This window comes from Ruegeria lacuscaerulensis (genome assembly GCF_013034745.1).
GTDB classification, from domain to species: Bacteria; Pseudomonadota; Alphaproteobacteria; order Rhodobacterales; family Rhodobacteraceae; genus Ruegeria; species Ruegeria lacuscaerulensis_B.
Window position 1 is genome coordinate 278,007 of sequence record NZ_WQGP01000003.1, and the last position, 22,528, is coordinate 300,534.

Sequence of the window (22,528 nt, forward strand, 5' to 3'; positions counted from 1 at the left end):
GTTACACGTGTCCAAAGCTCTAAGCCTGCGCTGGTTGGAAGTGTTCCGTCTGGTCGCCAAGTCGGGGTCGATCCAACAGGCTGCGTCCGAGACCGGCTTGTCGATCAGCACTGTCTCCAACCACCTGCGCAGCCTTGAAGCCGCGCTGGGGGTTGAGCTGGTCGACCATGGTCGGCGACCAATGGGCCTGACCCCAGCTGGTGAGGTCTTTGCCCGCTATGTGCGCGACGGACTGACCGTGCTGAAACGGGGTGAAGCCGAAATTCGATCCGGTAACTGGAAACACGCAACCGATCTGCGCCTAGCTCTGATTGACGATTTCGACAATCAGATCGCGCCGGATTTGTTCCGCTTTCTGGCGCAGGCGCTACCTCGTTGCAGTTTTCGCCACTACACTCGCCCCAGTCACGAGATTCTCGCTAACCTTCAGGAACACAAATTGGACGCCGGGGTGGCCACGCGGCCGTCGGAACGGACCGAGGGGCTGATCGAATACCCTCTGATGCGCGATCCATTCATCGTGATTTTACCAATGTCCTATCAGGGTGCGCCCGAAAACCTGCTGAAGCCGGACGCGGAATTGCCCCTGCTGCGCTATTCTCGGGACTACATGATCGGCAAGCAGATCGAGATTCAGCTAACCCGCAGCAAATACAACCTGCCCAACCGGTTCGAGATGGAGTGTAATCATTCAATCATCGGGCTGGTCGCCGAAGGCAGCGGCTGGGCAATCACGACGGCCGCATGTTTTCACCGGGCTCAACGGTTCCATGACAGCGTAAAAGCGCTTCCGTTTCCGGGTCGGAACTTTGTGCGGACGGTCTCACTGTTCACGACGGAAGTGTACCCTGAAACAACTTCGAAACTGATCCAGAAGGTCATGACTCAACTGATCCGCCAACACTTTACCGAGCCGATGGCGGGAAGCCATGGCTGGCTAAAGAACGACTTCCGGACGATGGAAGGCGAGGCAGCCTAGCCTTTCGCCGGTGGGCCCAACGACTGACGTTCGACAATATGCGTATCCAGCCTTGATCCGGTTCCGTCTGACTGTTGTTCCAACATCGAAACCAGTTCCATAGCCGCCCTGCGCCCCATTTCCCGATGCGGGACGTGAACGGTCGTCAAAGCCGGTGAGACGATGCGGGCCAGTTCAATGTCATCGAACCCGGTGATGGACACATCGCGCGGCACGTTCAAACCCATTTCCCGGGCCCGATGCAGGGCACCAACAGCCAGAACATCGTTTCCACATAGTACTGCGGTGGGCCGAACGCTCTGCGACATCAACCTATCGAACGCCGCGGCGCCATTTTCGATTTCATAAGATGTTTCAATGATCGTCAGGTCCGAATGTGAAATACCATGCCGGGTTGCCGCCTGTTCTATTCCTTCGATCCGAAGTCGCGCCCTGTCATTGCCGGACCGAATGCCCGAAATCACGCCAATCCGCCTGTGACCCAGACCGATCACCCGGTCGGCCAGTTCGGCCATGGCGGCGCGGTTGTCAAATCCAACCGACGGCAATTGTGCGTCCGGCAGAAAAGACCACGCAATCAGGGCCGGGATTTTGCGGCGCTCCAGCTCTGTGTAAATCTGCGGCGCACGATCATGCCCGATCAACAACAACGCATCCGCCCCCCGCGCGATAAGGGTGCGGATCTGCTCCTCTTCAATTTCGGGTTTGTAGGCCGAGCTTGAGACCAGCAGTGTATAGCCGTGTGTGTGCAGCTCTTCCTGAAAGGCCTGCAGACCCCGCGCAAAAATCGCGTTCTCCATCGTCGGAATGATGGCCCCGACGGTCAGGCTGCGCTTCGCTGCCATGACCCTTGCCGCAAAGTTAGGCATGTAACCCAGCGCATCAACGGCCGATTGCACCCGTTCGCGCGTCGCCTTGACCACCCGGTCGGGGGTATTGAGACAGCGCGAAACGGTTGCGGTCGAAACTCCGGCCATTTTGGCGACATCGTCCAGTGTCGGTGCCGTTCGAAGTTTTGACATTCCCAATCCTGCCATTTGTCTTTGCCAATAAGTCTAGACGCAACGGCCGCCGTAGGAAAGCAATTATGTAAGCGCTTGCAATTTACATGTAAGCGCTTACAAATGATGTTGAACCGAATCTCGAGAAAGCCCAAGACATGTTCCTGACCGCATCCGTTATCGTCTTCGTGATCTACTTTGCGAACGTCGCAATGGGCGCTTTTGCGGGTGGCGCATTTCTCGGCGACGTCGGAGAGATGATGGTTCTGTTCGCGGCGTCGATCCTGTTCGTTGTCGCAATTCTGAAAAAGGAGGCTGATCGCAACGCAGAACGCGACGGCTGACTTTTTTGCTTGGGAGGGCAAACAATGAACAAGGATAAACTGGAACTGGCGTCGGCCGAGCGCCGCAATTTCCTGAAGCTCAGCGCCACGGGGGCATTCACGGCAGCCCTGGTCGCCGGGGCCGGTGGAGTGTTGTGGTCATCCGAGGCCGCCGCGCAGACCGCAAAGGAAGAACGCGAGCGTGAAAACGCGGCCGATCACGTGATGACCATCGCCACGGCCTATGTGCTGGGTGCGTCGCGCAGCTATCCAATCATGCAGCTGGACCTGAAGGAAAACATCCAGAACGCCACAAACGGCAAGGTCTATGTCAAGCTGGCCCCCGGCGGGCAATTGGGTGCGGGCGGATCGCTGGTGCAGAAGGTTCAGGGCGGTACAATTCAGGCCGCGCAGCACTCGCTGTCGAACTTTGCACCGTTTGCCTCGACCGTAGACCTGATCAACATGCCTTATCTGTGCGGCTCGAACCAGAAATTCACCAACCTCGTGACCTCGGATACTTGGAAGAACGAGGTGCATCCCAAGGTCGAGGCCGCCGGCTTCAAGGCTCTGTTCTACGTTGTGATCGACCCGCGCGTGGTTGCGGTGCGTCAGGGTGGCAATGCAATCATCACGCCGGGCGACATGAGCGGTGTGAAGTTCCGCGTTCCGGGCTCGAAGATGCTGCAGCAATATTACCGTATGGCGGGCGCAAACCCGACGCCGGTTGCCTGGGGTGAGACCCCCTCGGCCATCAAGCAAGGCGTGGCGGATGCGCTGGACCCGTCAGTGGGCGCACTGTTCGTGTTCGGCTTCAAGGATATCCTCAGCCATGTGACCTTCACGCAGGCGGTGCCGGACAGTCAGGTCTATTCCTGTAATCTGGAGTGGTTCAACTCGATGCCGCCTGACGTACAGGAGGGCATCATGTGGGGTGCCGAAATGACCGCGCATCAGAACCTGGCCAAAGTGCCCTCGGCCCGCGCCTACGCCATGGCCGAGCTGAACAAGGCGGGGGTCGAGTTCCACTCGCTCAGTTCCGATCAACTGGCCGAATGGGAAAGCGTCGGCGGCTATCAGAACGCCGAATGGGATCCGTTTAAGACCGAGCTTGCCGGGTCGATGGACGCGTTCGAAAAGCTGGTCGAGGCCGCTGGCACGCAGGGCAAATACTACGTCCACGACGCTTAACAGACAGGCGGCGGGCGCCGCGAGTGAGCCCGCGATCTTCCAAAGCAGCCGGACCTGAAGCAGGCCCGCCACAGAAGGCTATGGCCCGGTTGCTCTTTTGCCGAGGGAACAGATGACCCTACTTCAAAACATAGACCGCAACGCCGAGCGCTGGCTGCTGCTGGTGTTCTACGTGATGCTGGTCATCACCATGGCCATCGAGGTTCTTCGGCGTGAGATTTTCGCTTTCTCGTCGATCTGGGGCGAAGAGATCGTCCGCTATTCTTTCATCTACCTTGCCTGGATCGGTGCAGCAGCAGCCGTAAAGGAACGCGCCCATATCCGCATCGACGTGATCATGCACTACCTCGGGCCGCGTCCCAAGGCGCTGCTGTATATCTTTGGCGATCTGGTTATGTTCGGCGTGGCGGTCATCGCGCTCTACTGGTCGTATGAGGCGGTGCATGTTTCGGCCAAGTTCGGGTCGGTGACGGACGGGCTGCGGGTATCGAAGGTGTGGTTCCTGATGGCCGTACCTACCGGTTTTGGGTTGATGATCTGGCGGCTGATCCAGTCGCTGATGCGCGACATTAAATGCCTGAGGGACGGCACGCCCGTCTTCGAAGGCGACAAGCTGTTTGACTGAGGGGACACGTAATGCTTTGGGGTTCTCTTAATCAAACCGTTGAACTTGGATGGGATTTCTACCTGCCTGTGATCCTGTTCGTTGGTCTGATTGCCTTGGCTGTGCCCGTCTGGGCGGCCATCGGCACTGCCGCCATCGTGATGCTGGTCATGTCCGGCGACCTGCCGTTGAGCCTTGTGGGCGAAAGTCTGTTCACTGGCATCGACGCCTTTGCTCTGACCGCCGTACCGCTGTTCATCCTAACCGGGGACGTGCTGGTACGCACGGGGTTGTCGCGAAAGTTTCTGGACGTGGCCGAGGCGTTGACTTGCTTCGCCAAGGGTGGTTTTGGCTCGGCCACTGTTCTGGTCTGCGGCATGTTCGCGGCGATCTCGGGCTCGGACGCGGCGGGCGCTGCTGCGGTGGGCCGAATGACGATCAATCGGCTGGTCGAAAGCGGTTATCCCCGCCCCTATGCCTGTGCGCTGGTCGCGGCTGGGGCCTGTACCGGCATCCTGATCCCGCCCTCGATCGCCTATATCATCATCGGTCTTGTGCTGGGTATTTCGGCCTCGACCCTGTTTCTGGCCGCCCTCATCCCCGGATTGGCCATTCTTGTCTCGATCCTTGTAACCAACATCATCATGAACCGCATCTACGCCTATGAGGGCGGCGGCATGATGACCATGGGTGAATGGCTGGCCAATCTGGGCAAGGCGCTGAAATCCGGCTGGTACGCGTTCATTGTGCCGGGGATCATCTTCTACGGCATCTTCTCGGGCCGCCTGACGCCCACCGAGGCCGGTGCGACCGCTGTCGTCGTCACCATCATCATGGGCTTCATCCTGCGGACGCTGACGTTGGCTGATTTCCCGTCGATGCTGGTCAGTTCCGCCAAGGTGAACGGGGTGATCCTGCCGATCATCGCCTTCTCGGCTCCACTGGCCGAGGCACTGGCGATCATGGGCGTACCGCAGGGGTTCGTGACGGCCGTCACCTCGCTGACCGATGACCCCTATCTGCTGATCCTGCTGATGATCGGTATCCTCATCGCGGCAGGCTGCGTGATGGAGACGACGCCGAATATCGTGATCCTCGCCCCGATCCTGAAACCTCTGGCAGACAATATCGGGATGAACGAGATTCAGTTCTGCATCATGATGATCACCGCATTGGGCGTGGGCTTTATCACCCCGCCGTTGGGTCTGAACCTGTTCGTTGTTTCCGGGATAACCGGAGAATCAATTCTAAAAATCGCGGCGCGCGCCGTGCCCTTTGTTTTGACCATGCTGATCGTGGTAATCCTGATCGCCTATGTACCGGCGGTGTCGACGACATTGCTTCCTGCCATCTACCAATAGGACCTGCTGACCATGCCCCGTGACTATCTGAAAAAGGCGACATTGACGGCGCAATCTTATGCGTCCGAAGTGCACGACACGGTCAAGACGATCCTTGCCGAAATCGAGGCGGGTGGTGATGCCAAGGCGCTGGAATACGCCGCCAAGTTCGACAAGTTCGAAGGCAATGTGCTGATGACACCGGCCGAGATTGACGCCGCCATTGCATTGGTGCCCGAGAAGCTGAAGGCCGACATCCGCTTCGCCCATGACAACGTGCGCCGATTTGCCGAGGCCCAGAAAGCGACCGTGTCGGACGTCGAGGTTGAGATCGTACCAGGCGTGACCGCAGGCCAAAAGGCGATCCCGGTGGACGCGGCAGGCTGCTACGTCCCCGGCGGGCGCTACAGCCACATCGCCAGCGCAATCATGACCGTGACCACAGCCAAGGTGGCTGGATGTCGTCATATCACTGCTTGTTCGCCCCCGCGTCCCGGTGAAGGTGTGGCCCCAGCCATTGTCTATGCCGCCCATATCTGCGGTGCCGACAGCATCTTGGCCATGGGCGGGGTACAGGGCGTGGCCGCGATGACCTATGGCCTGTTCGGCCTGCCGCGCGCGAATATCCTTGTGGGCCCGGGCAATCAGTTCGTAGCCGAGGCCAAGCGCATCCTCTATGGCAAGGTCGGCATCGACATGATCGCCGGTCCCACAGACAGTCTGATCCTTGCCGACAGCAGCGCCGACGCGCATGTGGTGGCAACCGATTTGGTCAGTCAAGCCGAGCACGGCTACAACTCACCCGTTTGGCTGGTGACGGATGACCGGGCTTTGGCGGAAAAGGTGATGGAGCTGGTGCCCGCCCTGATCGAAGACCTACCCGAGTTGAACCGAGAGAATGCCTCGGCCGCGTGGCGCGACTATGCCGAGGTGATCCTGTGCGGCGACCGAGAGGAAATGGCCGCCTGTTCCGACTCTTACGCGCCCGAACACCTGACCGTGCAGGCCGAGGATCTGGAGTGGTGGCTGGATCGGCTGACTTGCTACGGCTCGTTGTTTTTGGGTGAGGAAACGACAGTGTCCTATGGCGACAAGGCCACCGGCACCAATCACGTCCTGCCGACTTCCGGCGCGGCCAGCTATACCGGAGGGCTGAGCGTTCACAAATACATGAAGATCGTCACATGGCAGCGGGCCACCCGCGAAGGGTCGAAGCCCATCGCCATTGCGACTGCGCGGATTTCAAGACTGGAAGGCATGGAAGGCCACGCCCGCGCTGCCGATGTTCGGCTGGCGAAATACTTCCCCGATGAACAGTTCGACCTGTCCGCAGATGGATGACCCGCGCGCGCTTTTTGACCTGACCGGTCGGGTTGCGTGTGTCACCGGCGCCAGTTCCGGCCTTGGGCGGCAAGCGGCCAAGGTTCTGGCAGCCGCCGGAGCAAGGGTCGTGGCTGTAGCCCGTCGACACGATGCTTTGGCCGGGCTGGTCGCCGAGATTGGTAACAGCGCGGCCATGGTCGCCGCCGACATCGCGGATAGGGACCAGATCGAAGCGGTGGCGCAAGATATCTCGGACCCTTTCGGACCGCCGGATATTCTGATTCACGCCGCTGGAATCAACACCCGCGAAGCGGCAGATGACGTGACCGGCCAGGGTTGGGATGCAACGCTGGCCCTGAATCTGAGTGCACCGTTTTTCCTGAGCCAAGCGCTGGTGCCTGCCATGAAAGACAAGGGCTGGGGTCGCATCGTCACCTTCGCGTCTCTGCAAACCACCCGCGCCTTTCCCGGCGGCATCGCGTATGGTGCGACCAAGGCCGGGATCGGCCAGTTGACCCGCGCTATGGCCGAGGCCTGGTCGCCCCACGGTATCACCGCCAACGCCATCGGGCCGGGATTTTTTCCGACCGAATTGACACAAGCCGTGTTCGACGACGCCAAACGGGCCGAGCGCAACGCCGCCCAGACCTGTATCGGGCGCAACGGACGGATGGAGGATATCAACGGGCCGATCCTTTTCTTATGCTCAAAGGCCTCGGACTATGTCGCCGGACAGGTCCTGATGGTTGACGGGGGGTTCACCGCAAAATGAAAGCACTGGTGTATGAAGGCGTGGAACACGTGGCCTATCGGGATATGCCCGACGCGGCGCCGCAGGATGCCGAACATCTGATCCGGGTCGAGGCGGTGGGTATCTGCGGCTCGGACATGCACGCCTATCTGGGGCACGATGCGCGACGTCCTGCGCCGCTGATCCTGGGGCACGAAGCCGCCGGGGTAATCGTGGGCGGCCCACGCGATGGGGACAGGGTGACTATCAACCCTCTGGTCCACTGCGGCACCTGCACGGCATGCCAATCGGGCCGGGTCAATATCTGCCCCAACCGCCAGATCATCTCGATGCCCCCCCGCGAAGGGGCCTTTGCGCAATACATCGCCATGCCGGACCGCAATCTGGTGACGGTGCCTGACGACGTGCCGCTGGCCAAAGCAGCATTGGCCGAACCGCTGGCAGTAAGCTGGCACACGGCCCGGCTAGGGCTGGAGGCGCTGCATCCCGCGATGGATCGGCGCGCCTTGGTCATCGGCGGTGGCGCCATCGGGTTGGCCGCAGCGCTGGCGCTGAAGGCAATGGGTGTCAGCGATGTCACCATCACGGAACCCAACGACGCCAGACGCACCTATGTGGCGAGTATTTGCCCCTTTAACCTGCGAGCAGAAACAACCGAGACATTCCCACTGGTCATCGACGCGGTAGGCTTCGCAGCGACGCGCCAGGCTGCCTCGGCCCTGGTCGAACCGGGGGGTGTGATCGCTCATGTCGGCCTGGGCGACGGGGGCGGCGGGTTGGACATACGCCGTATGACCTTGCAGGAAATCACATTTATCGGCACCTATACCTATACGGTCGAGGATTTCCGCCAAACCGCAAGTGCCATTTTTGATGGCAGGCTGGGCGCACTGGACTGGATCGAAATGCGGCCCCTGTCCGAAGGTGCCGATGCGTTCCGTCAGTTGCGCAACGGATCGGTGGCCGTGCCCAAGATCATCCTCACGCCGTGGGAATAGGCCCGGCAGAAACGGAGGCATTCATGTATCAGAAAATTCTTGTGCCCATGGCGCTGGATCACGACATTTCACCCCACACCTTGCAGGTGGCCCGCGCATTGGCCGCCGATGGCTGCGAGATCGTGGCCTTGCATGTCTATGAGATGCCGCAGGGTTCGGTCAGCGCGTATCTGGACAAGGATGTGGTAGATGAAGGCTTTCGCGCCGCGCTGAATTTGCTGCGCGACAAGGTCTCGGGGCTCGAGGGCGTGAGGCCGGAAATCATCAAAGGCCACACCGCGCGTACCATCATTGATTTCGCCAATGAACACAGCTTTGACTGCATTGTCATCGGATCGCACAAACCGGGGCTTAGCGACTATTTCCTTGGCTCAACGGCGTCACGAGTCGTGCGCCATGCAGGCTGTGCAGTGCATGTGCATCGCCGAACCTAAACAGCTCATCGCGCTGGCAAAGCGCCCAATACAGGACGGACACACAAGATATGAACATAGACAAGAAGATCACGGATGACCTGGTGGCCAACGATATCTCGTTCGTCACCACCGTTCCGTGCAAGCAACTGGCCGGAGTTATTGCCGAGATTGACGCCCATGACAGCATCTACCACATCCCTTCTAACAAGGAAGATGAGGGCATGGGCCTGTGCGCGGGCGCATGGATGGGTGGCAAGCGTCCTGCGATCATCATGCAGAACACCGCGATCGGGGTAACGATCAATACGCTGGCCACGCTAATCCAGTACTACCGGATGCCCTTGCCCATGCTGATCTCGTACCGGGGCGAGCTGCGCGAACCCATCGCCTGTCAGGTGGAAATGGCCGTGCACACCAAGGCGCTGCTGGCACAGTTGAATATCCCGACCTATCACTTTCACAATCAGGCGGATGTCGAGGAACTGGATGCGATCCTGAAATACACCTTCATGTGCAACAAACCGGTCGCCATTCTGACCGACGCCAATTTCTGGGGAGGCTACGGCGACCAATGATCCGTTCTGACGTTTTGAAAGAAATCGCTCCGATCCTGCGTGATCAGCTTGTGGTCTGCAATATCGGTATTCCCAGTCAGGAATTGCACGCCATCGACGATCAACCCAGCAATTTCTATATGCTGGGGACAATGGGTCTGGCCTCAAGCATCGGCCTGGGCCTGGCGTTGTCTCAGCCCAAACCGGTGATAGTCATCGACGGTGATGGCTCGGTCCTGACCAATCTGGGCACTTTGCCGACCATCGCCAACAACGTAGCCGACAATTACATCCTGGTGATCGTCGACAACGGCTCTTACGGCTCGACCGGCGATCAACCGACCTACGCGGGACAGAAAACCTCGCTAACGAAAATGGCCGAGGCGGCAGGCTGCGAGCGCGTGATCGAGTGTCAGGCCGAAGACACCGGCCGGGTGCTGCAAGAGGCGCTGGATGCCAAACAGATGACCATCATCGTGTGTAAATGCGAAAGCGGAAACGCCAAGATGCCGCCGATCTCGATGGACCCAGTCGTCATCCGCGACCGCTTTATGAAAGCCGTGATGGCCTGATGCTAGCCACCATCCACAGTGCCGAAGATGCCCGTCGTCTGGCGCGGCGGCGCCTTCCGTGGATGGTGTTCGACTACATAGATGGCGCAGCCGGTACCGGACAAGGTGCGATACGCAATCGCGCGGCACTGGACGCCATGACCCTGTGTCCACGGGTATTGCGAGATGTCAGCGAGCGGACGTTGGAAACGCGACTTTTTGGCAAGCCCGCGCAGCGCCCCTTTGGCATTGCACCGATGGGCATGTGCAACCTGTCCGCGCCCGGTGCCGATCTGATGCTGGCACGGTTGGCGGCGCGTTATGCCATACCTCTGGGTGTATCGACCGTCGCCTCGACCCCTATGGAGAAGCTGATCGAGATTGCCGAAGGGCACGCCTGGTTTCAGCTTTATTTTAGCGGAGACGGCGCGGGAACGTTCAAGCTGGTCGATCGCGCAAAATCAGCCGGGTACAAGACCCTTGTGCTGACCGTCGATGTCCCCGAAGTGGGTCGCCGACCGCGCGAACTGCGCCACGGGTTCAAGATGCCCTTCCGCATCGGTCCACAGCAGTTTCTGGACTTTGCGATGCATCCTCGCTGGTCCTTGGCCACATTGCGGTCGGGAAAGCCTCAGATGGCCAATTTCCTGATGGAAGGTTACGAGTTCGACCGTACCGAAAGCCGGGCCAAAGCCACGTGGGAAACGCTGGCCCGCCTGCGTGACCAATGGGACGGAAACTTGGTGCTGAAGGGTATTTTACACCCCGAAGACACGCTGGCGGCAAAATCCGCCGGAGCCGATGCGGTTCAGGTGTCCAGCCACGGCGCACGACAGTTGGACAGCGCCCCAGCCGCCTTTGACGCCTTGCGCCTGATACGAGATGCCGTTGGGCCGGAATTTCCGCTGTTTTACGACAGCGGGCTACGCTCGGGTGAAGACGCAGTCAAGGCTATGATTTCCGGCGCCAATTTTGTGTTCTTCGGCCGGGTCATGCAATACGCAATCGCCGCCGCTGGCGAGGCTGGGCTGCATCAGCTCTGGGACGTCTTGAGCGATGAATTCAGCATCACAATGGCTCAGATCGGGGCCACTTCCATCGACGATCTAAACCCCTGACCATTTGGCTGAACTCTTCTGCCCAGGCTTTTTGACCACCAATTTCTAGGTTGGCTTCGTGGGTTCGGTCATCAGATGTGCAGCGGACTGGTTGAACAGGGTGGCGTGTTGCTGAGCCGTGGCCTTGCCCGAGAACTGAGCGTCCTTGTGCAGGTTGATCGCGTCGATCACCGCCGGGCGCGCTTTGATACGCTGACGCCAAGCGGCCAAATTGGGGAACCCGTCCAGTGAAACTCCCAAGGGTTTCGCAATAAAGGCCCAAGGGAAACACATCATGTCCACGATTGTATAGCGATCCAGCATATAATCCCGACCCTCCAGCCAGGTTTCCATCACCGCCAGCGCGCGCTCGAATTCGCCTTTGTAGCGTTTATGGGCATAGGGCTGATCTTCGGGGCTGTAATTCACGAAGTGACTCAGCTGCCCACCCATCGGGCCTTGGTTGGCGGCCTGCCAGAACAACCACTCGTTAAAGGCTATCCGTTCGGCCGGGGTTTGCGGCCCGAACTGTCCCGTCCGCTCAGCCAGATAGAGCAGAATTGCGCCGCTCTCGAATACGGTTTGCGGCCCATCAGGCGCGTCGTGATCGACAATTGCGGGCATTTTCGCGTTGGGGCTGATGGCGCGGAAGGCAGGCGTGAACTGGTCTCCGGCGCGCAGATTCATTAGGACGGTGCGATGCTCCAACCCCGTTTCGCCCAGCATGATCGCCACTTTCCAACCATTCGGAGTAGGAGAATAGTAAAAGTCGATCATGAGGCGTCTCCTAACTGCGCCTCCGCGCGCACTGCGTCTGTATGTTCGCCCAGCTCTGGCGCCGGGCGCAGATCGGTTGCGGGCGTGCCGTGAAATACGGCGGCAGGGCGGGTTTGACGCAATCGGCCCGCCGCGGGGTGGTCATATTCCACGATCATCCCGTTGGCGTGCAATTGTGGATGTTGGCGCATCTCTTGCCGGGTCAGAACAGGGGCACAGGGCACCCCGGCCTTTTCTAGTTCGGCCAACAGGGTGTCACGGTCGATTTCCTGCACGATAGTCTGAGTCAGCTCCAGCCGGGCATGGCGGTTGATGTCGCGCAATTCGGGGGTCTTGAACCGTTCATCTTCCAGAATATCGAGGCGACCCGTGGCGTGGGCCAGCGCCTCCCAATGCTTGTTGAGCATGACCGAGATGCTGAGATACCCACCCTTCACCTTGTAGATCAGGTCGTGGAAAGACTGGCTTTCCTCTTTCTCCATCTCATCGCCAACAAACGTGTGGCCGTTCATATCCGAGGCCCAAAGGAAAGCTGTCACCGTGTCCAGCATCGACAGGGTCACTTTCTGCCCCTGCCCCGTGCGTTCGCGTGCGAACAACGCAGCGGTGACCGCCTGGCTCGCCTGCACCGCCGTCAACTTGTCGGGCAGAATGGTGCGCACCAGACGCGGGCGTTCCTCGTCCGAACCGGCCTGTACCGTGGTCAAGGCCGACAAAGCCTGAATCAGCGGGTCATATACCGGTTTATTCGCCAAGGGACCGTCGAACCCGAAGCCCGAAATCGACATATAGACCAGACGCGGATTCAGAGCGCTTAACACCTCATAGCTCAGGCCCAAACGATCCACGACACCGGGGCGGAAATTCTGGATGAACACATCTGCGGTTTTGACCAGAGACTTGATCATCTCGATATCGCCAGGGTTCTTCAGATCCGCCACTACCGAGCGCTTGTTGCGGTTGTTATTGAGGTATGAGGCCGAATGCCCACCCCGCCGCGTGGCCACATGGCGGGTAAAATCGCCTTCGGCGCGCTCGATCTTGATGACATCTGCGCCCTGATCCGCAAGGATCATCGTGCTCATCGGGCCCGAGACCACAGCCGTCAGATCCACCACCCGGACGCCCGACAGCGGCCCGTTGCGCCGAAGGTTTTCGCTTTGTGTCATCTCCAGATCCTTTTGATCCCCGTGCCGACGCTAACTCCGGCACCGGCCAGAACGTAGAGCAAAAAGCTGGGGTGTCGTCGTCCAATATGCAAGCACCCGCTGCATTTGCACCAGTTTTGTGGACTAAATACTCACCTATGAGGCCGTTTTCTGAAAACGCCTTGGCAACTCATCATGTTACAAGCCTCAGGCGTTCTTCGGGCATCCCTGCGCAGCGCTTCATCTGTTGCGTTCGCGCTGCAAATGTCTTGACGGCCGCTGCACTAGACAAAGCCTTTTACCTGTAGGAACCTGTAGCCAAACAGAAAACAGGGAGACATTTGATGAAACTGCTTTCCAGCACAGCTTTGGCTTTGATGGTCTCTGCGACGGTGGCGTATGCCGCAGGCGGTGGTGCCTGTGCCGTGGACAAAACACTTGTGGAAGGAACGCTGACCATCGCCACTGGGAACCCGGCCTATTATCCTTGGGTGATGGATGACGCGCCCGAAAGCGGTCAGGGGTTCGAAGCGGCTGTTGCTTATGCCATCGCTGATAAAATGGGTTTCAGCTCGGATGATGTCACCTGGGTCCGCACCAGCTTCGATGAGGCGATTCAACCTGGCGCGAAGAACTTTGACTTCAACATGCAGCAATACTCGATCACCGCCGAGCGCGAGGAAATGGTCGATTTCAGCCTGCCATACTACGCCTCGGCCATGGCGGTTCTGACAACTCAAAATGTGGTCGACAACGGCGCCCAAGCAACATTGGACAGCCTCAAGGGTTTGAAATGGGGTGCCGTGGCCACCACGACTGCACTGCCGATCCTCAATGACCTGATCCAACCTGCCAGCGATCCGCTGCTTTACAATGACAATGCCGATGTGAATGCCGCCATTATGGCGGGCCAGATCGACGCCGCACTGTATGATCTGCCCACGGCACTTTATCTGTCGGCCGTGGTGGTGGAAGGCGGCGCGCTCTTGGGTCAGTTCCCGCCGGACAAGTCGGAAAACCCCGATCAGTTCGGACTTCTGATGGAGGAAGGGAACCCGTTGAAGGAATGCGTCGACGCGGCGATATCTGAACTAACGGAAAGCGGCGAGCTTGCCGCCATCGAGGCCCAATGGCTGGCCGAGGCCACGGGTGTTCCGGTCATCGAATAAATGAGCGAAACATCGGTGCAGAACAAGGCGACCGAGCGCTCTGGCTCGGCGCCCACGCGGCGTGAGGTCTATGAGGCCGGGATTCGGCGGCGCTCGAACCGGATCGCGTTGACTTCAACGGCTATCGTGGTGCTGGCCATTGTGGTGCTAGTGCCGCTTGCCCCCGGCTGGGATGCTGTACAGCGCGCCTTTTTCAACGGTCGGGTCTTTGCGGCGACGTTTCCGGGCCTGCTCGAGGCCTTTCTGTTGAACGTGATGATTTTTGCGTGGTCCGCGCCGCTTATTGCCATCACCGGCCTTGCCATTGCGCTGTGTCGTGACACTCGCGCGCCGGCGCTGTTTCCGCTTCGGCTGTTCGGGATTGCGTATACGGATATCTTCCGTGGCCTGCCGGTGGTTCTCGTCATCTATATCATTGGCTTCGGGGTGCCCGGCCTTGGCCTACCGAGACCCTGGAACAGCCCCTATATCTGGGGCACCTTGGCGCTGGTGCTGGTCTACTCGGCTTATGTGGCTGAAGTTATCCGTTCCGGCATCGACTCGATCCATCAGTCACAACGATCCGCCGCAGCCTCCTTGGGTCTGAGCGATCAGGACACCATGCGTTTTGTGGTCTTGCCGCAGGCTATCCGCAACGTTGTTCCTGCCAATATGAACCTCTTCATTGCCTTGCAGAAGGACGTGGCGCTTTTGTCTTTCATCGGTCCGGTCGAGATTTTTCGTCAGGCCGGGGTCTACAAATCGCTTTACGCGAATTTTACGCCCTATGTCGGTGCCGCGCTCATCTTCCTAGCCCTGACCATCCCTGCCACACGATATGCAGATTATCTGATGAACAAGCAGAACCGGGCGCGCACATGACGACGAAACTATCCTTGCGAGGGGTACGCAAACGGTTTGGCGATCACGAAGTCTGCAAAGGCATTGATCTGGACGTGACCGAGGGCGAGATGGTCTGTCTGATCGGGGCGTCCGGGTCTGGCAAGTCGACGCTCTTGCGCTGCATGAACCTGCTGGAACCGATTGACGATGGCGCGATCTGGCTGGACGGCGCGGACATATCCGAGCCGGGGCTGGACCCACAGCCTGTGCGCCAGAAAATCGGTATTGTATTTCAAAGCTACAACCTCTTTCCCCACATGACCGCAGCCGAGAACGTGATGCTGGCCCCGCGTCGTGTACGTGGTTTGAGCCGGCAAGACCTGCTTCCAAGGGTAACGCAGCTTTTTGCCCGCTTCGGGTTGGGCGAACGGATGGGGCACTATCCAGATCAGCTTTCAGGTGGCCAACAGCAACGGGTGGCGATCATCCGAGCGTTGGCGATGGAGCCCCAGATCATGCTCTTTGACGAGATAACAAGCGCGCTTGATCCCGAACTTGTGGGCGAGGTGCTGGATGTGCTGCGCGATCTGCGACAGCAGGGCATGACCATGGTGCTGGCAACCCATGAGATGGGTTTTGCTCGAGAACTGGCTGATAAGGTCTGCTTTCTGGATGCAGGTCGTATTCTGGAACAAGGCCCGCCCGAGGTACTTTTTGCCGCGCCGCAAGAAGAACGCACCAAGGCCTTTCTTGCGCGGGTCCTCTGACCATATTGGTCCCGCCCAGTGGGCGTCCGCAACATCCTGTGCTGCATCGTTTCCACCTTTACTGTTGCGCGCAGGCATCTTGTTATGGGTTGATCAAAGCAACTTGGTACTTGTCGAGAATTTCCGCCAGTTCAGCACCGTAAGAGAACAGGGGTTCGCTGCGGACTGATCGGACTTTGGTCATCCCACGTTCAAATACTGCCACATTAGACTGTTCATTCAGGCGGGATGAAAAAATGATCCCGTCGGGCTGATCTTTATGTTCATGAATGGCCAGTGACCAAATCTGTCCCAATTCATGAGACTGTGCCCGGACCGCATCTGTCGGGATCCGATAAGACAGGGTGCCTGACCCACGGAGGTCCAAAAGTTTCAAAGGTTCTGTGGTGGCGATTTGAACTATCGACCATCCTTGCAGATACTTTCGAGAGATGGGGATACCTTCCTTGCCGGCGCCCAGCCCACTGTCGCGTATGATGGCTTCTAAAACGCAAGTTTCGACACTCGTCCCGAAATAAACAGTCGCGTACGTATCGGCAGTGCCGCTACCAATCCTGGGATCTGAGAAACGGCTTGGAGCGGGGCGAAACCCCAACGGGTTTGGATATCGTGTCTGAAACGCGCGAAAATGCGGCGCCTGGTCAAGGTCAACAAGATTGAGATCGCGCGCGTGGAATGCCTCGGTCGGCAGGAATTCATCAGGAAACAGACTGTCTGGCATTAAGTTGTGCTACCGCCAAGTACACCATCTATATGCGCCAGAACTTTTGAGGCTTCTCCACGGCGAAGTTTTTCGTAGACGGGCTCTCCTTGCGCATCCGGAAAAGTTTCGGTCAGCATCCGATAGGCCGCCCAGGCGTCACCGTCCAAACGATCAATGACCTCGCTTAGTCCCTCAATTGTTTCTCCGGTCGGCAAGATTTGCCACTCGGGATATTTGAGCGTCTTCGGCCCTCCGCGCAAAGCAAGAAGCTGTCCCGATTTGCGGCGCTTGTCGATTGCTTGGCGTGTAACACCAATGAGATCGGCCAATTGAGGTGTGGTCAGCATCTCATCACCAGCAAGCACAGCTTTGCTCGCGGCAACGCCGCGTCGTTCAGCGGCGCGCAGTGCCTTCTCAAGCGGGCTATTGACCACGGAACCTGTCGACTTTGAAACTTCGACAAACTTTGCCAAAGTATATGATTTTTCGCGCCGACCGCCTCGGGCGTGTTTACCCTTCGAACCCTTCTTGACACCTGCCGTAAGCGTCTTTGCGGCGGGGATATCGGTATGAATCCTGACACTTCCCTGAACATACTCAACGTTACTGACGGCATGCTCCACGCCATAGAAGGCCTTTTGCGTACTAGGGTTGCCTGTCTGCGGAATGCTCGGCTCGGAACTATGACCAAAGGCCACAACCTCCTCTTCGCCCAGGTTGGACAACATGGTCCTCAAAGCGGCCCCGAGATCGGCATCACTTGCATTCATATCGAACGATGACACCTCAACCCCACCGGGCATCGCGGCGGAAGTTCCTGTTTTCATGTTTGTTTTTCGGGTCATATCGGAAACCGTTTTTGTGAAAGCGTGAGAAGCGATCAGTCCGCACTAGACTTCAACGGACACTGCTACGCTCTGCCAATATGGTATCAATTGACCATTTTGTCAACTTGAGCAACCTAGTCAACTTTGCCAACCTAACTAAAGCACACGGAAGAATCCCAGTATGAAACTGACAACTCGCTGAAATGAATTATGAAATGCCTCAAATACGCCACCTCAGCGGACGATTGAGTGCACCTTAGCTACCACGATTTCCCACTAGGAGATTCATCTTCAACATAGCTACGGAGCGCGTCGATATCCGAAATCTCGGCATGGTTTCGATTGATATTCACACCAACTGTTTTGAGCCTGGAAAACGCTCGGCTTAGGCTTTCGGGTTTCATTCCCAAACGACCGGCAATAAGCATCTTGTCGTAAGGTAGCGACACGTCGCAACGACCTTCGTCGCTGTCGCAAAGGTTCAACAAAAACTCGGCGACCCGCTGAGCGCCCGTTTGCGCCTTGAGCTGCTCTAGTTGAGCGACCAACGAATGCAAATGGGTAAACGTGGACGCCAGGATTGATATTCCTATTTCGGGGTCCTCTTTCATCAACGAGATCAGGATCGGGCTGGGGATATGCATCAATTCGCAAGCCGATACCGCTTCGGCTGATACCGGATACGGTACGTTTCGCAGGGCCACAGCCTCGCCAAAACTGTCGCCGCGCTTGAAAACACTGACGACAGCTTCTGCGCCGGTCGGTGTAATGCGAAACAGTTTAATCCACCCCGCCAGTACAACGTGAACAGCCTTCGCAGTTTCTTCCTGAAGGAAAATTGTCTCGCCACGATCATATTGCCGCCATATCGCATGGCTCAACAGCGTCTCGACGTGCTGATCCGGCAAACTGCGCAGCAAAATCGACTGACGTGCGATCGCTTTTTGTGCTTCATGAGGCAAGAATACTCTCCCGGTGTCTTTTAAGCCGCCGAAAAACCAACGTCCGGGCAGACTGTCTTTAAGTTATGTCAAACCCGCAGCGTTCGCATCAATCTTTTGATGCCGGGTCAACTTGACAATAGTCATGTCGAAAGCTGCACGCCTGGCTTACCCTTGGTGCAACGCCAGCAATCCGGGGGAGCACGAAATGGACTACGAGCGATTTTTCACCCAGCGCCTTAATGCCCTTCGGGACGAAGGAAACTATCGTGTATTCATAGACCTGCAACGACGCTGCGGGTTTTTTCCCAATGCAAGGCAAACCGATGGCACCGCAGAACGAGATGTGCGCATCTGGTGTTCCAACGACTATCTGGGCATGGGTCAGCACCCCGCTGTCATTGCCGCCATGCATGACGCGCTGGATCGCTGCGGCGCAGGTGCGGGCGGCACGCGCAATATTTCGGGCACCACCCATGACCACGTGCTGCTTGAGGCTGAACTGGCCGACTTGCATGGCAAAGAGGCCGCGCTGCTGTTCACCTCGGGCTATGTGTCGAACTGGGCGGCGTTGGGGACGCTGGCGGCAAAAATTCCAGACCTGATCGTTTTCTCTGATGCGCTGAACCATGCCTCGATGATCGAAGGCATCCGCCACTCACGGGCACAGAAGGTGATCTGGGCCCATAACGACCTTGCAGATCTTGAGGCCAAGCTGGCCGCAGCCGACCCCGACGCGCCCAAGATGATCGCCTTTGAATCGGTCTATTCCATGGATGGCGATATCGCGCCCATCAAAGAGATTTGCGATCTGGCAGATAAATACGGCGCGATGACCTATTTGGACGAAGTCCACGCCGTCGGGCTGTATGGCCCCCGCGGCGGCGGTATTGCCGAACGCGAAGGGCTGATGGATCGCCTGACCGTGATCGAGGGCACGCTGGGCAAAGCGTTTGGCGTGGTGGGCGGCTATATCGCGGCCTCGGCCGCGCTTTGTGACTTCGTGCGCAGCTTTGCCAGCGGGTTCATCTTTACCACAGCACTGCCACCTTCTGTTGCGGCAGGCGCTGCGGCGTCGATCCGACATCTGAAACAGTCGAATGTAGAGCGCGACCTGCAAAAAGCCCGCGTGGCGCAGGTGCGCGCGCGGCTAGATGCCCAGGGCATTCCGCATCTGCCCAACCCCAGCCATATCATCCCGGTCATGGTGGCCGATCCAGTGAAGTGCAAATTCATCTCGGACACACTGTTGGAGGAGTTCGGCATCTATATTCAGCCGATCAACTACCCCACCGTCCCCAAAGGAACCGAGCGTCTGCGGATCACCCCCTCGCCCGTACATACGGATGAAGATATCGACCATCTGGTCGGCGCGCTGTCCGCTCTCTGGCAGCGTTGCCAGATCGCGCGGATGCCGATGGCAGCTCAATAACCAAAGCGCCCCCACGCTTGAAAGGCCGTCGCCCCTTGGGGTGGCGGTTTTTCATATCAGGTAGAGGCCAAACAACACCACTGCAAAGCAGATCAGACCAAAGCTGAAGCCGCGCAGCCAGGCAGGGCTGTGAGCAAGGTCCAAATAGCGGGCCAGGATGAGGCGCGATTTGATCAGCCCAAGCAACAGGATCGCTGCGGCCAGTGCCGATCTGGGGATCGGCAACGGGATCAGCAGGGCCGACGCAACAGTCAGCGCCAGCAAAGCCACCCAGGTGCGTGTGAGCGGGTTCAGGAGCCTCCGGCGGCCGTATTTGGAACAAGAAGAAAGTGCGGACATCGCCCTTATCCCAAAAGGTAAATAACAGGGAACAGCATTATCCAGACCAGATCGACCATGTGCCAGAACTGGGCGCCCGCCTCGATGTTGCGGGGGTGGTCGTGCCAGGCGACCAGCAGAAGCACACCCACACCGGCCAGCACATGTGCCGCGTGAAAGCCGGTCAGCAGGTAGTAGAATAGGAAGAACGGGTGTGTTTCGAACGAGATGCCCTGGGCGGCTTTGTCCGCGTATTCGATCCCTTTGATGATCAAAAAGACAACACCCAGAAGGGCCGCGCCGATCAGGCTGAACCGCGCAGCTTTGCCACGCTCAGTCTGCCGCCAATGCAGTGCCATTGCCGCCAGATACCCTGACGTTACCAGAACTGCGGTATTCAGGGCGGCTCCGGTCCGGTGCAGATGCGATTGAGCCTCGGCAAAGCCTGTCGGGTCGGTCAGGCGCACGCCCATGAACGCGATTAGGCCCGCGCCGAAAACCAGCAGTTCCGAGATGATCAATACCCACATCAGCAACTCGCCCGGAAGTTCGTCGATCAGAGAGCTGTCGCTCATGCGCCGACCAATTGGCGGTAGATCTGCGGCAGCGCCATGGTCAGGCGGTGCGGGTCGGGGATGACGGCGAAACCGCCTTGGCCAAACATGCGGGGGAACCAGCTTTTGCCGGTTTTGTCGATCGTAACGCCAAAGACCGATTGCCCGGCGCGGCGCGCCTCGCGGATCGCCATGCAGGTGTCCTCGATTCCGTGGCGACCTTCGTAGTGGTCCAGATCGTTAGGTTTGCCGTCGGTGACGACCAACAGCAAGCGGCGTTTTCGGGATTGCGCCGCCAGATCGGCCGAGCAATGGCGAATCGCGGCCCCAAGCCTCGTGTAGTGACCTGGACGCAGCGAGGCGATGCGTTGTTCGACGGTGCAGCCCATCGGCTCATCGAACCGCTTGCAACGTTGCAGATAGACGCGCTGACGTTTCAGCGAACTGAAGGCGTGGATGGTGAAATCGTCGCCGCAGGCATTCAGGCCCCAAGCTAAGGCTGCCAACGCCTCGCGTTCGATGTCGATTACCGCGCGACCAGTGACGGCACTTTCGGTCGAGCGGCTGACATCCAGCAGGATCGAGACCGCCAGATCGCGCGCCTCGGGGCGGGATTGCATCCAGATGCGTTCATTGCCTTCGCCGCTGGCATGGCGATCGGTCTCGGCACGCACGGCGGCTTCTATATCCAACTGATCACCGTCCAGATGGCCACGCGTCATGACGCGGCCCGGGCGCAGAGCCTCGAACTGACGTTTGACGGCACGGATGCGGCGGGCGGTGGCCGGATTCTTGCCAAACTCGGCGGCGTCGTCGCGGATATCGGCGTCGGACAGCAAAACGTTCACATGGTCTGGCAGGTACTGACCGGTGCGCACATCCCATTCGGGATAGAGAATTCGGCCCGACAGGCGTTCGCGATTCACGTCCTCGGGGGCCAGGTCCAGATGCAGTTTCAGCTTGGTGGGCGGGGCTTTGGAAATCTGGCCCAACCCAATCTCTTCCTGATCGTCCGCGGCTTTCTTGGCGTTGTCGGGGTCGTCATCGTCGATGCGCCGGTTGATGTTCAGGAACTCGGCCCAGCTGAGGATGGCTTCGAACTTATGCAGGATGAAACTGTCACTGCGGTTCGCCTGATCCGATTTGCGACGGCGAGCGCGGTGGGTTTTTTCGCCGGATTCCTCGGGTTCACCTTCAGTGTCGGGGTTCTCGACCTCATTGTGTTCGGAAAAGCCGACGGTGCGTAGCTCTGGCCACAGGGGCACCGGGCGAAAGCGTTGATAGCCGCGCGGGGCCTCAGCCTGAAGGTCCAGATAGGCGCGGGCCCGGTCGGACAGCGGATCGGGATCGCCAAGCATGTTTCGGATGATGCTTTCAACCGCCGCTTCGGCAGGGGGCAGATCGGGGACGCTGCGTAGATGCTGCAAACCCTTGCACAGCTCGGCATATAGCGGGCGCAGGCCGGGGGCATCTTCCAGGGTGTCCCTGACCATCTGCCGGGCCGCAGCCAGCGCGCGCAGATCAGCGCGCAGCAGGTCGGTTTCGTCTGTGCGGGTTCCGGCATGGGCCGCTGCGGCGGCCAGCCAGACATAAAGCGCACCATTGGCCTCGCGCAGCGGATAGACCGCTAGTCGGTCGGGCAGACGCAGAACCTCTCCGTCGAACGAGGCGCGCGGCATCAGTTCGGCCTCGGTCGCCAGTTTGCGGCGCCAGCTTAGACGGTGGCGTGAAATCTCGGGTGAGACCGGGCGCAATTCAACGCCCGGGCTACCCCCAAGTCCTCGAAAGAGGACGGCCAGCCGCCCCGCGACCTCTGAGAGGTCGACCGCGGCTCCATCATGCACCTTGGGTGCATCGAGGCGGCTGGCAAGGGTGTGCCACAGTTTCCCGATCGTTTCTTCGGGTTCCCATGGCTCAAAATCGATCCTGACCATCGGCCGGC

The 22,528-nt window shown here is 58.9% G+C and carries 25 protein-coding genes; 16 read left to right on the forward strand and 9 right to left on the reverse strand.

What is annotated here, in order from left to right; translation table 11 throughout:
- The first annotated feature begins 7 nt into the window (after positions 1-7).
- Complete coding sequence (locus GOV79_RS07480; protein WP_170771940.1) at positions 8-979, forward strand: LysR family transcriptional regulator; 972 nt, start codon at positions 8-10, stop codon at positions 977-979.
- Here the strand turns inward: GOV79_RS07480 and GOV79_RS07485 are convergent.
- Positions 976-2,001 (reverse strand): LacI family DNA-binding transcriptional regulator, encoded by a 1,026-nt coding sequence (locus GOV79_RS07485; protein ID WP_170789283.1) that lies wholly within the window; start codon positions 1,999-2,001, stop codon positions 976-978. The two genes, GOV79_RS07480 and GOV79_RS07485, sit on opposite strands and share 4 nt — an antisense overlap.
- A 137-nt stretch (positions 2,002-2,138) precedes the next feature.
- Here GOV79_RS07485 and GOV79_RS07490 point away from each other — a divergent pair, with 137 nt between their 5' ends.
- From GOV79_RS07490 to GOV79_RS07540, 11 genes are all read left to right on the forward strand, one after another.
- Positions 2,139-2,324, forward strand: a complete 186-nt coding sequence (locus GOV79_RS07490) for a hypothetical protein (RefSeq protein WP_170789284.1) — start codon at positions 2,139-2,141, stop codon at positions 2,322-2,324.
- Positions 2,325-2,348: 24 nt separating this feature from the next.
- Positions 2,349-3,494, forward strand: a complete 1,146-nt coding sequence (locus tag GOV79_RS07495) for a TRAP transporter substrate-binding protein (RefSeq protein ID WP_170789285.1) — start codon at positions 2,349-2,351, stop codon at positions 3,492-3,494.
- 112 nt (positions 3,495-3,606) lie between these two features.
- Positions 3,607-4,119: a TRAP transporter small permease gene (locus tag GOV79_RS07500; protein ID WP_170771932.1), complete on the forward strand. Its 513-nt coding sequence runs from the start codon at positions 3,607-3,609 to the stop codon at positions 4,117-4,119.
- Between the two features lie 11 nt (positions 4,120-4,130).
- Positions 4,131-5,459 carry a TRAP transporter large permease gene (locus GOV79_RS07505; RefSeq protein ID WP_170771930.1) on the forward strand — a complete coding sequence of 443 codons (1,329 nt, stop codon included), beginning with the start codon at positions 4,131-4,133 and terminating at the stop codon, positions 5,457-5,459.
- A gap of 12 nt (positions 5,460-5,471) precedes the next feature.
- A complete protein-coding gene (gene hisD, locus GOV79_RS07510; RefSeq protein WP_170789286.1) occupies positions 5,472-6,779 on the forward strand; it encodes a histidinol dehydrogenase in 1,308 nt (435 codons plus the stop codon).
- Entirely contained in the window at positions 6,772-7,533 is a 762-nt protein-coding gene (locus GOV79_RS07515) for an SDR family NAD(P)-dependent oxidoreductase (RefSeq protein WP_170789448.1), read from the forward strand. Before hisD ends, GOV79_RS07515 begins: the two co-directional genes overlap by 8 nt.
- Positions 7,530-8,510, forward strand: a complete 981-nt coding sequence (locus GOV79_RS07520) for an alcohol dehydrogenase catalytic domain-containing protein (protein ID WP_170789287.1) — start codon at positions 7,530-7,532, stop codon at positions 8,508-8,510. Before GOV79_RS07515 ends, GOV79_RS07520 begins: the two co-directional genes overlap by 4 nt.
- Positions 8,511-8,533: 23 nt before the next feature.
- Complete coding sequence (locus GOV79_RS07525) at positions 8,534-8,944, forward strand: universal stress protein (protein ID WP_170789288.1); 411 nt, start codon at positions 8,534-8,536, stop codon at positions 8,942-8,944.
- A 50-nt stretch (positions 8,945-8,994) separates the two neighbouring features.
- On the forward strand, positions 8,995-9,501 hold the full coding sequence (comD, locus tag GOV79_RS07530; RefSeq protein WP_170771920.1) for a sulfopyruvate decarboxylase subunit alpha: 507 nt from the start codon (positions 8,995-8,997) through the stop codon (positions 9,499-9,501).
- Positions 9,498-10,052, forward strand: coding sequence for a sulfopyruvate decarboxylase subunit beta (comE, locus tag GOV79_RS07535; RefSeq protein ID WP_170789289.1), 555 nt, complete (start codon positions 9,498-9,500; stop codon positions 10,050-10,052). The genes comD and comE overlap by 4 nt, the downstream gene beginning before the upstream one ends.
- Entirely contained in the window at positions 10,052-11,149 is a 1,098-nt protein-coding gene (locus GOV79_RS07540; protein ID WP_170789290.1) for an alpha-hydroxy acid oxidase, read from the forward strand. Before comE ends, GOV79_RS07540 begins: the two co-directional genes overlap by 1 nt.
- Positions 11,150-11,194: 45 nt before the next feature.
- On the opposite strand, the gene GOV79_RS07545 is transcribed toward GOV79_RS07540, so the two are convergent.
- The gene (locus GOV79_RS07545) at positions 11,195-11,905 is read right to left on the reverse strand and encodes a glutathione S-transferase family protein (protein ID WP_170789291.1); all 711 of its coding nucleotides are present in this window, start codon (positions 11,903-11,905) and stop codon (positions 11,195-11,197) included.
- The gene (locus GOV79_RS07550; RefSeq protein ID WP_170789292.1) at positions 11,902-13,074 is read right to left on the reverse strand and encodes a CaiB/BaiF CoA transferase family protein; all 1,173 of its coding nucleotides are present in this window, start codon (positions 13,072-13,074) and stop codon (positions 11,902-11,904) included. The genes GOV79_RS07545 and GOV79_RS07550 overlap by 4 nt, the downstream gene beginning before the upstream one ends.
- Before the next feature lie 320 nt (positions 13,075-13,394).
- Here GOV79_RS07550 and GOV79_RS07555 point away from each other — a divergent pair, with 320 nt between their 5' ends.
- From GOV79_RS07555 to GOV79_RS07565, 3 genes are read left to right on the forward strand one after another with little or no spacing between them, the layout of a single operon-like run.
- The gene (locus tag GOV79_RS07555; RefSeq protein ID WP_170771909.1) at positions 13,395-14,222 is read left to right on the forward strand and encodes an ABC transporter substrate-binding protein; all 828 of its coding nucleotides are present in this window, start codon (positions 13,395-13,397) and stop codon (positions 14,220-14,222) included.
- Positions 14,223-15,083 (forward strand): amino acid ABC transporter permease, encoded by an 861-nt coding sequence (locus tag GOV79_RS07560; protein WP_170771907.1) that lies wholly within the window; start codon positions 14,223-14,225, stop codon positions 15,081-15,083.
- Complete coding sequence (locus GOV79_RS07565) at positions 15,080-15,811, forward strand: amino acid ABC transporter ATP-binding protein (RefSeq protein WP_170789293.1); 732 nt, start codon at positions 15,080-15,082, stop codon at positions 15,809-15,811. Before GOV79_RS07560 ends, GOV79_RS07565 begins: the two co-directional genes overlap by 4 nt.
- Before the next feature lie 82 nt (positions 15,812-15,893).
- Here GOV79_RS07565 and GOV79_RS07570 read toward each other — a convergent pair whose 3' ends face one another.
- The 3 genes from GOV79_RS07570 to GOV79_RS07580 all read right to left on the reverse strand — a co-directional run bounded on the left by GOV79_RS07570 (position 15,894) and on the right by GOV79_RS07580 (position 18,303).
- A complete protein-coding gene (locus tag GOV79_RS07570) occupies positions 15,894-16,532 on the reverse strand; it encodes an RES family NAD+ phosphorylase (RefSeq protein ID WP_170789294.1) in 639 nt (212 codons plus the stop codon).
- Positions 16,532-17,359 carry a hypothetical protein gene (locus tag GOV79_RS07575; RefSeq protein ID WP_170789295.1) on the reverse strand — a complete coding sequence of 276 codons (828 nt, stop codon included), beginning with the start codon at positions 17,357-17,359 and terminating at the stop codon, positions 16,532-16,534. The genes GOV79_RS07570 and GOV79_RS07575 overlap by 1 nt, the downstream gene beginning before the upstream one ends.
- Before the next feature lie 242 nt (positions 17,360-17,601).
- Positions 17,602-18,303, reverse strand: coding sequence for a Crp/Fnr family transcriptional regulator (locus GOV79_RS07580; RefSeq protein ID WP_170783291.1), 702 nt, complete (start codon positions 18,301-18,303; stop codon positions 17,602-17,604).
- A gap of 187 nt (positions 18,304-18,490) precedes the next feature.
- Between GOV79_RS07580 and hemA the strand changes: the two genes are divergently transcribed.
- Positions 18,491-19,714, forward strand: coding sequence for a 5-aminolevulinate synthase (hemA, locus tag GOV79_RS07585; RefSeq protein ID WP_170789296.1), 1,224 nt, complete (start codon positions 18,491-18,493; stop codon positions 19,712-19,714).
- A 51-nt stretch (positions 19,715-19,765) separates the two neighbouring features.
- Here hemA and GOV79_RS07590 read toward each other — a convergent pair whose 3' ends face one another.
- Genes GOV79_RS07590 through GOV79_RS07600 form a run of 3 tightly spaced genes read right to left on the reverse strand, consistent with a single transcriptional unit; the run spans position 19,766 to position 22,520 of the window.
- Positions 19,766-20,053, reverse strand: coding sequence for a cytochrome C oxidase subunit IV family protein (locus GOV79_RS07590; RefSeq protein WP_170789297.1), 288 nt, complete (start codon positions 20,051-20,053; stop codon positions 19,766-19,768).
- A 5-nt stretch (positions 20,054-20,058) separates the two neighbouring features.
- Entirely contained in the window at positions 20,059-20,607 is a 549-nt protein-coding gene (locus GOV79_RS07595; RefSeq protein ID WP_170789298.1) for a cytochrome c oxidase subunit 3, read from the reverse strand.
- Entirely contained in the window at positions 20,604-22,520 is a 1,917-nt protein-coding gene (locus GOV79_RS07600; RefSeq protein WP_170789299.1) for a nitric oxide reductase activation protein NorD, read from the reverse strand. Before GOV79_RS07600 ends, GOV79_RS07595 begins: the two co-directional genes overlap by 4 nt.
- Positions 22,521-22,528: the final 8 nt, after the last annotated feature.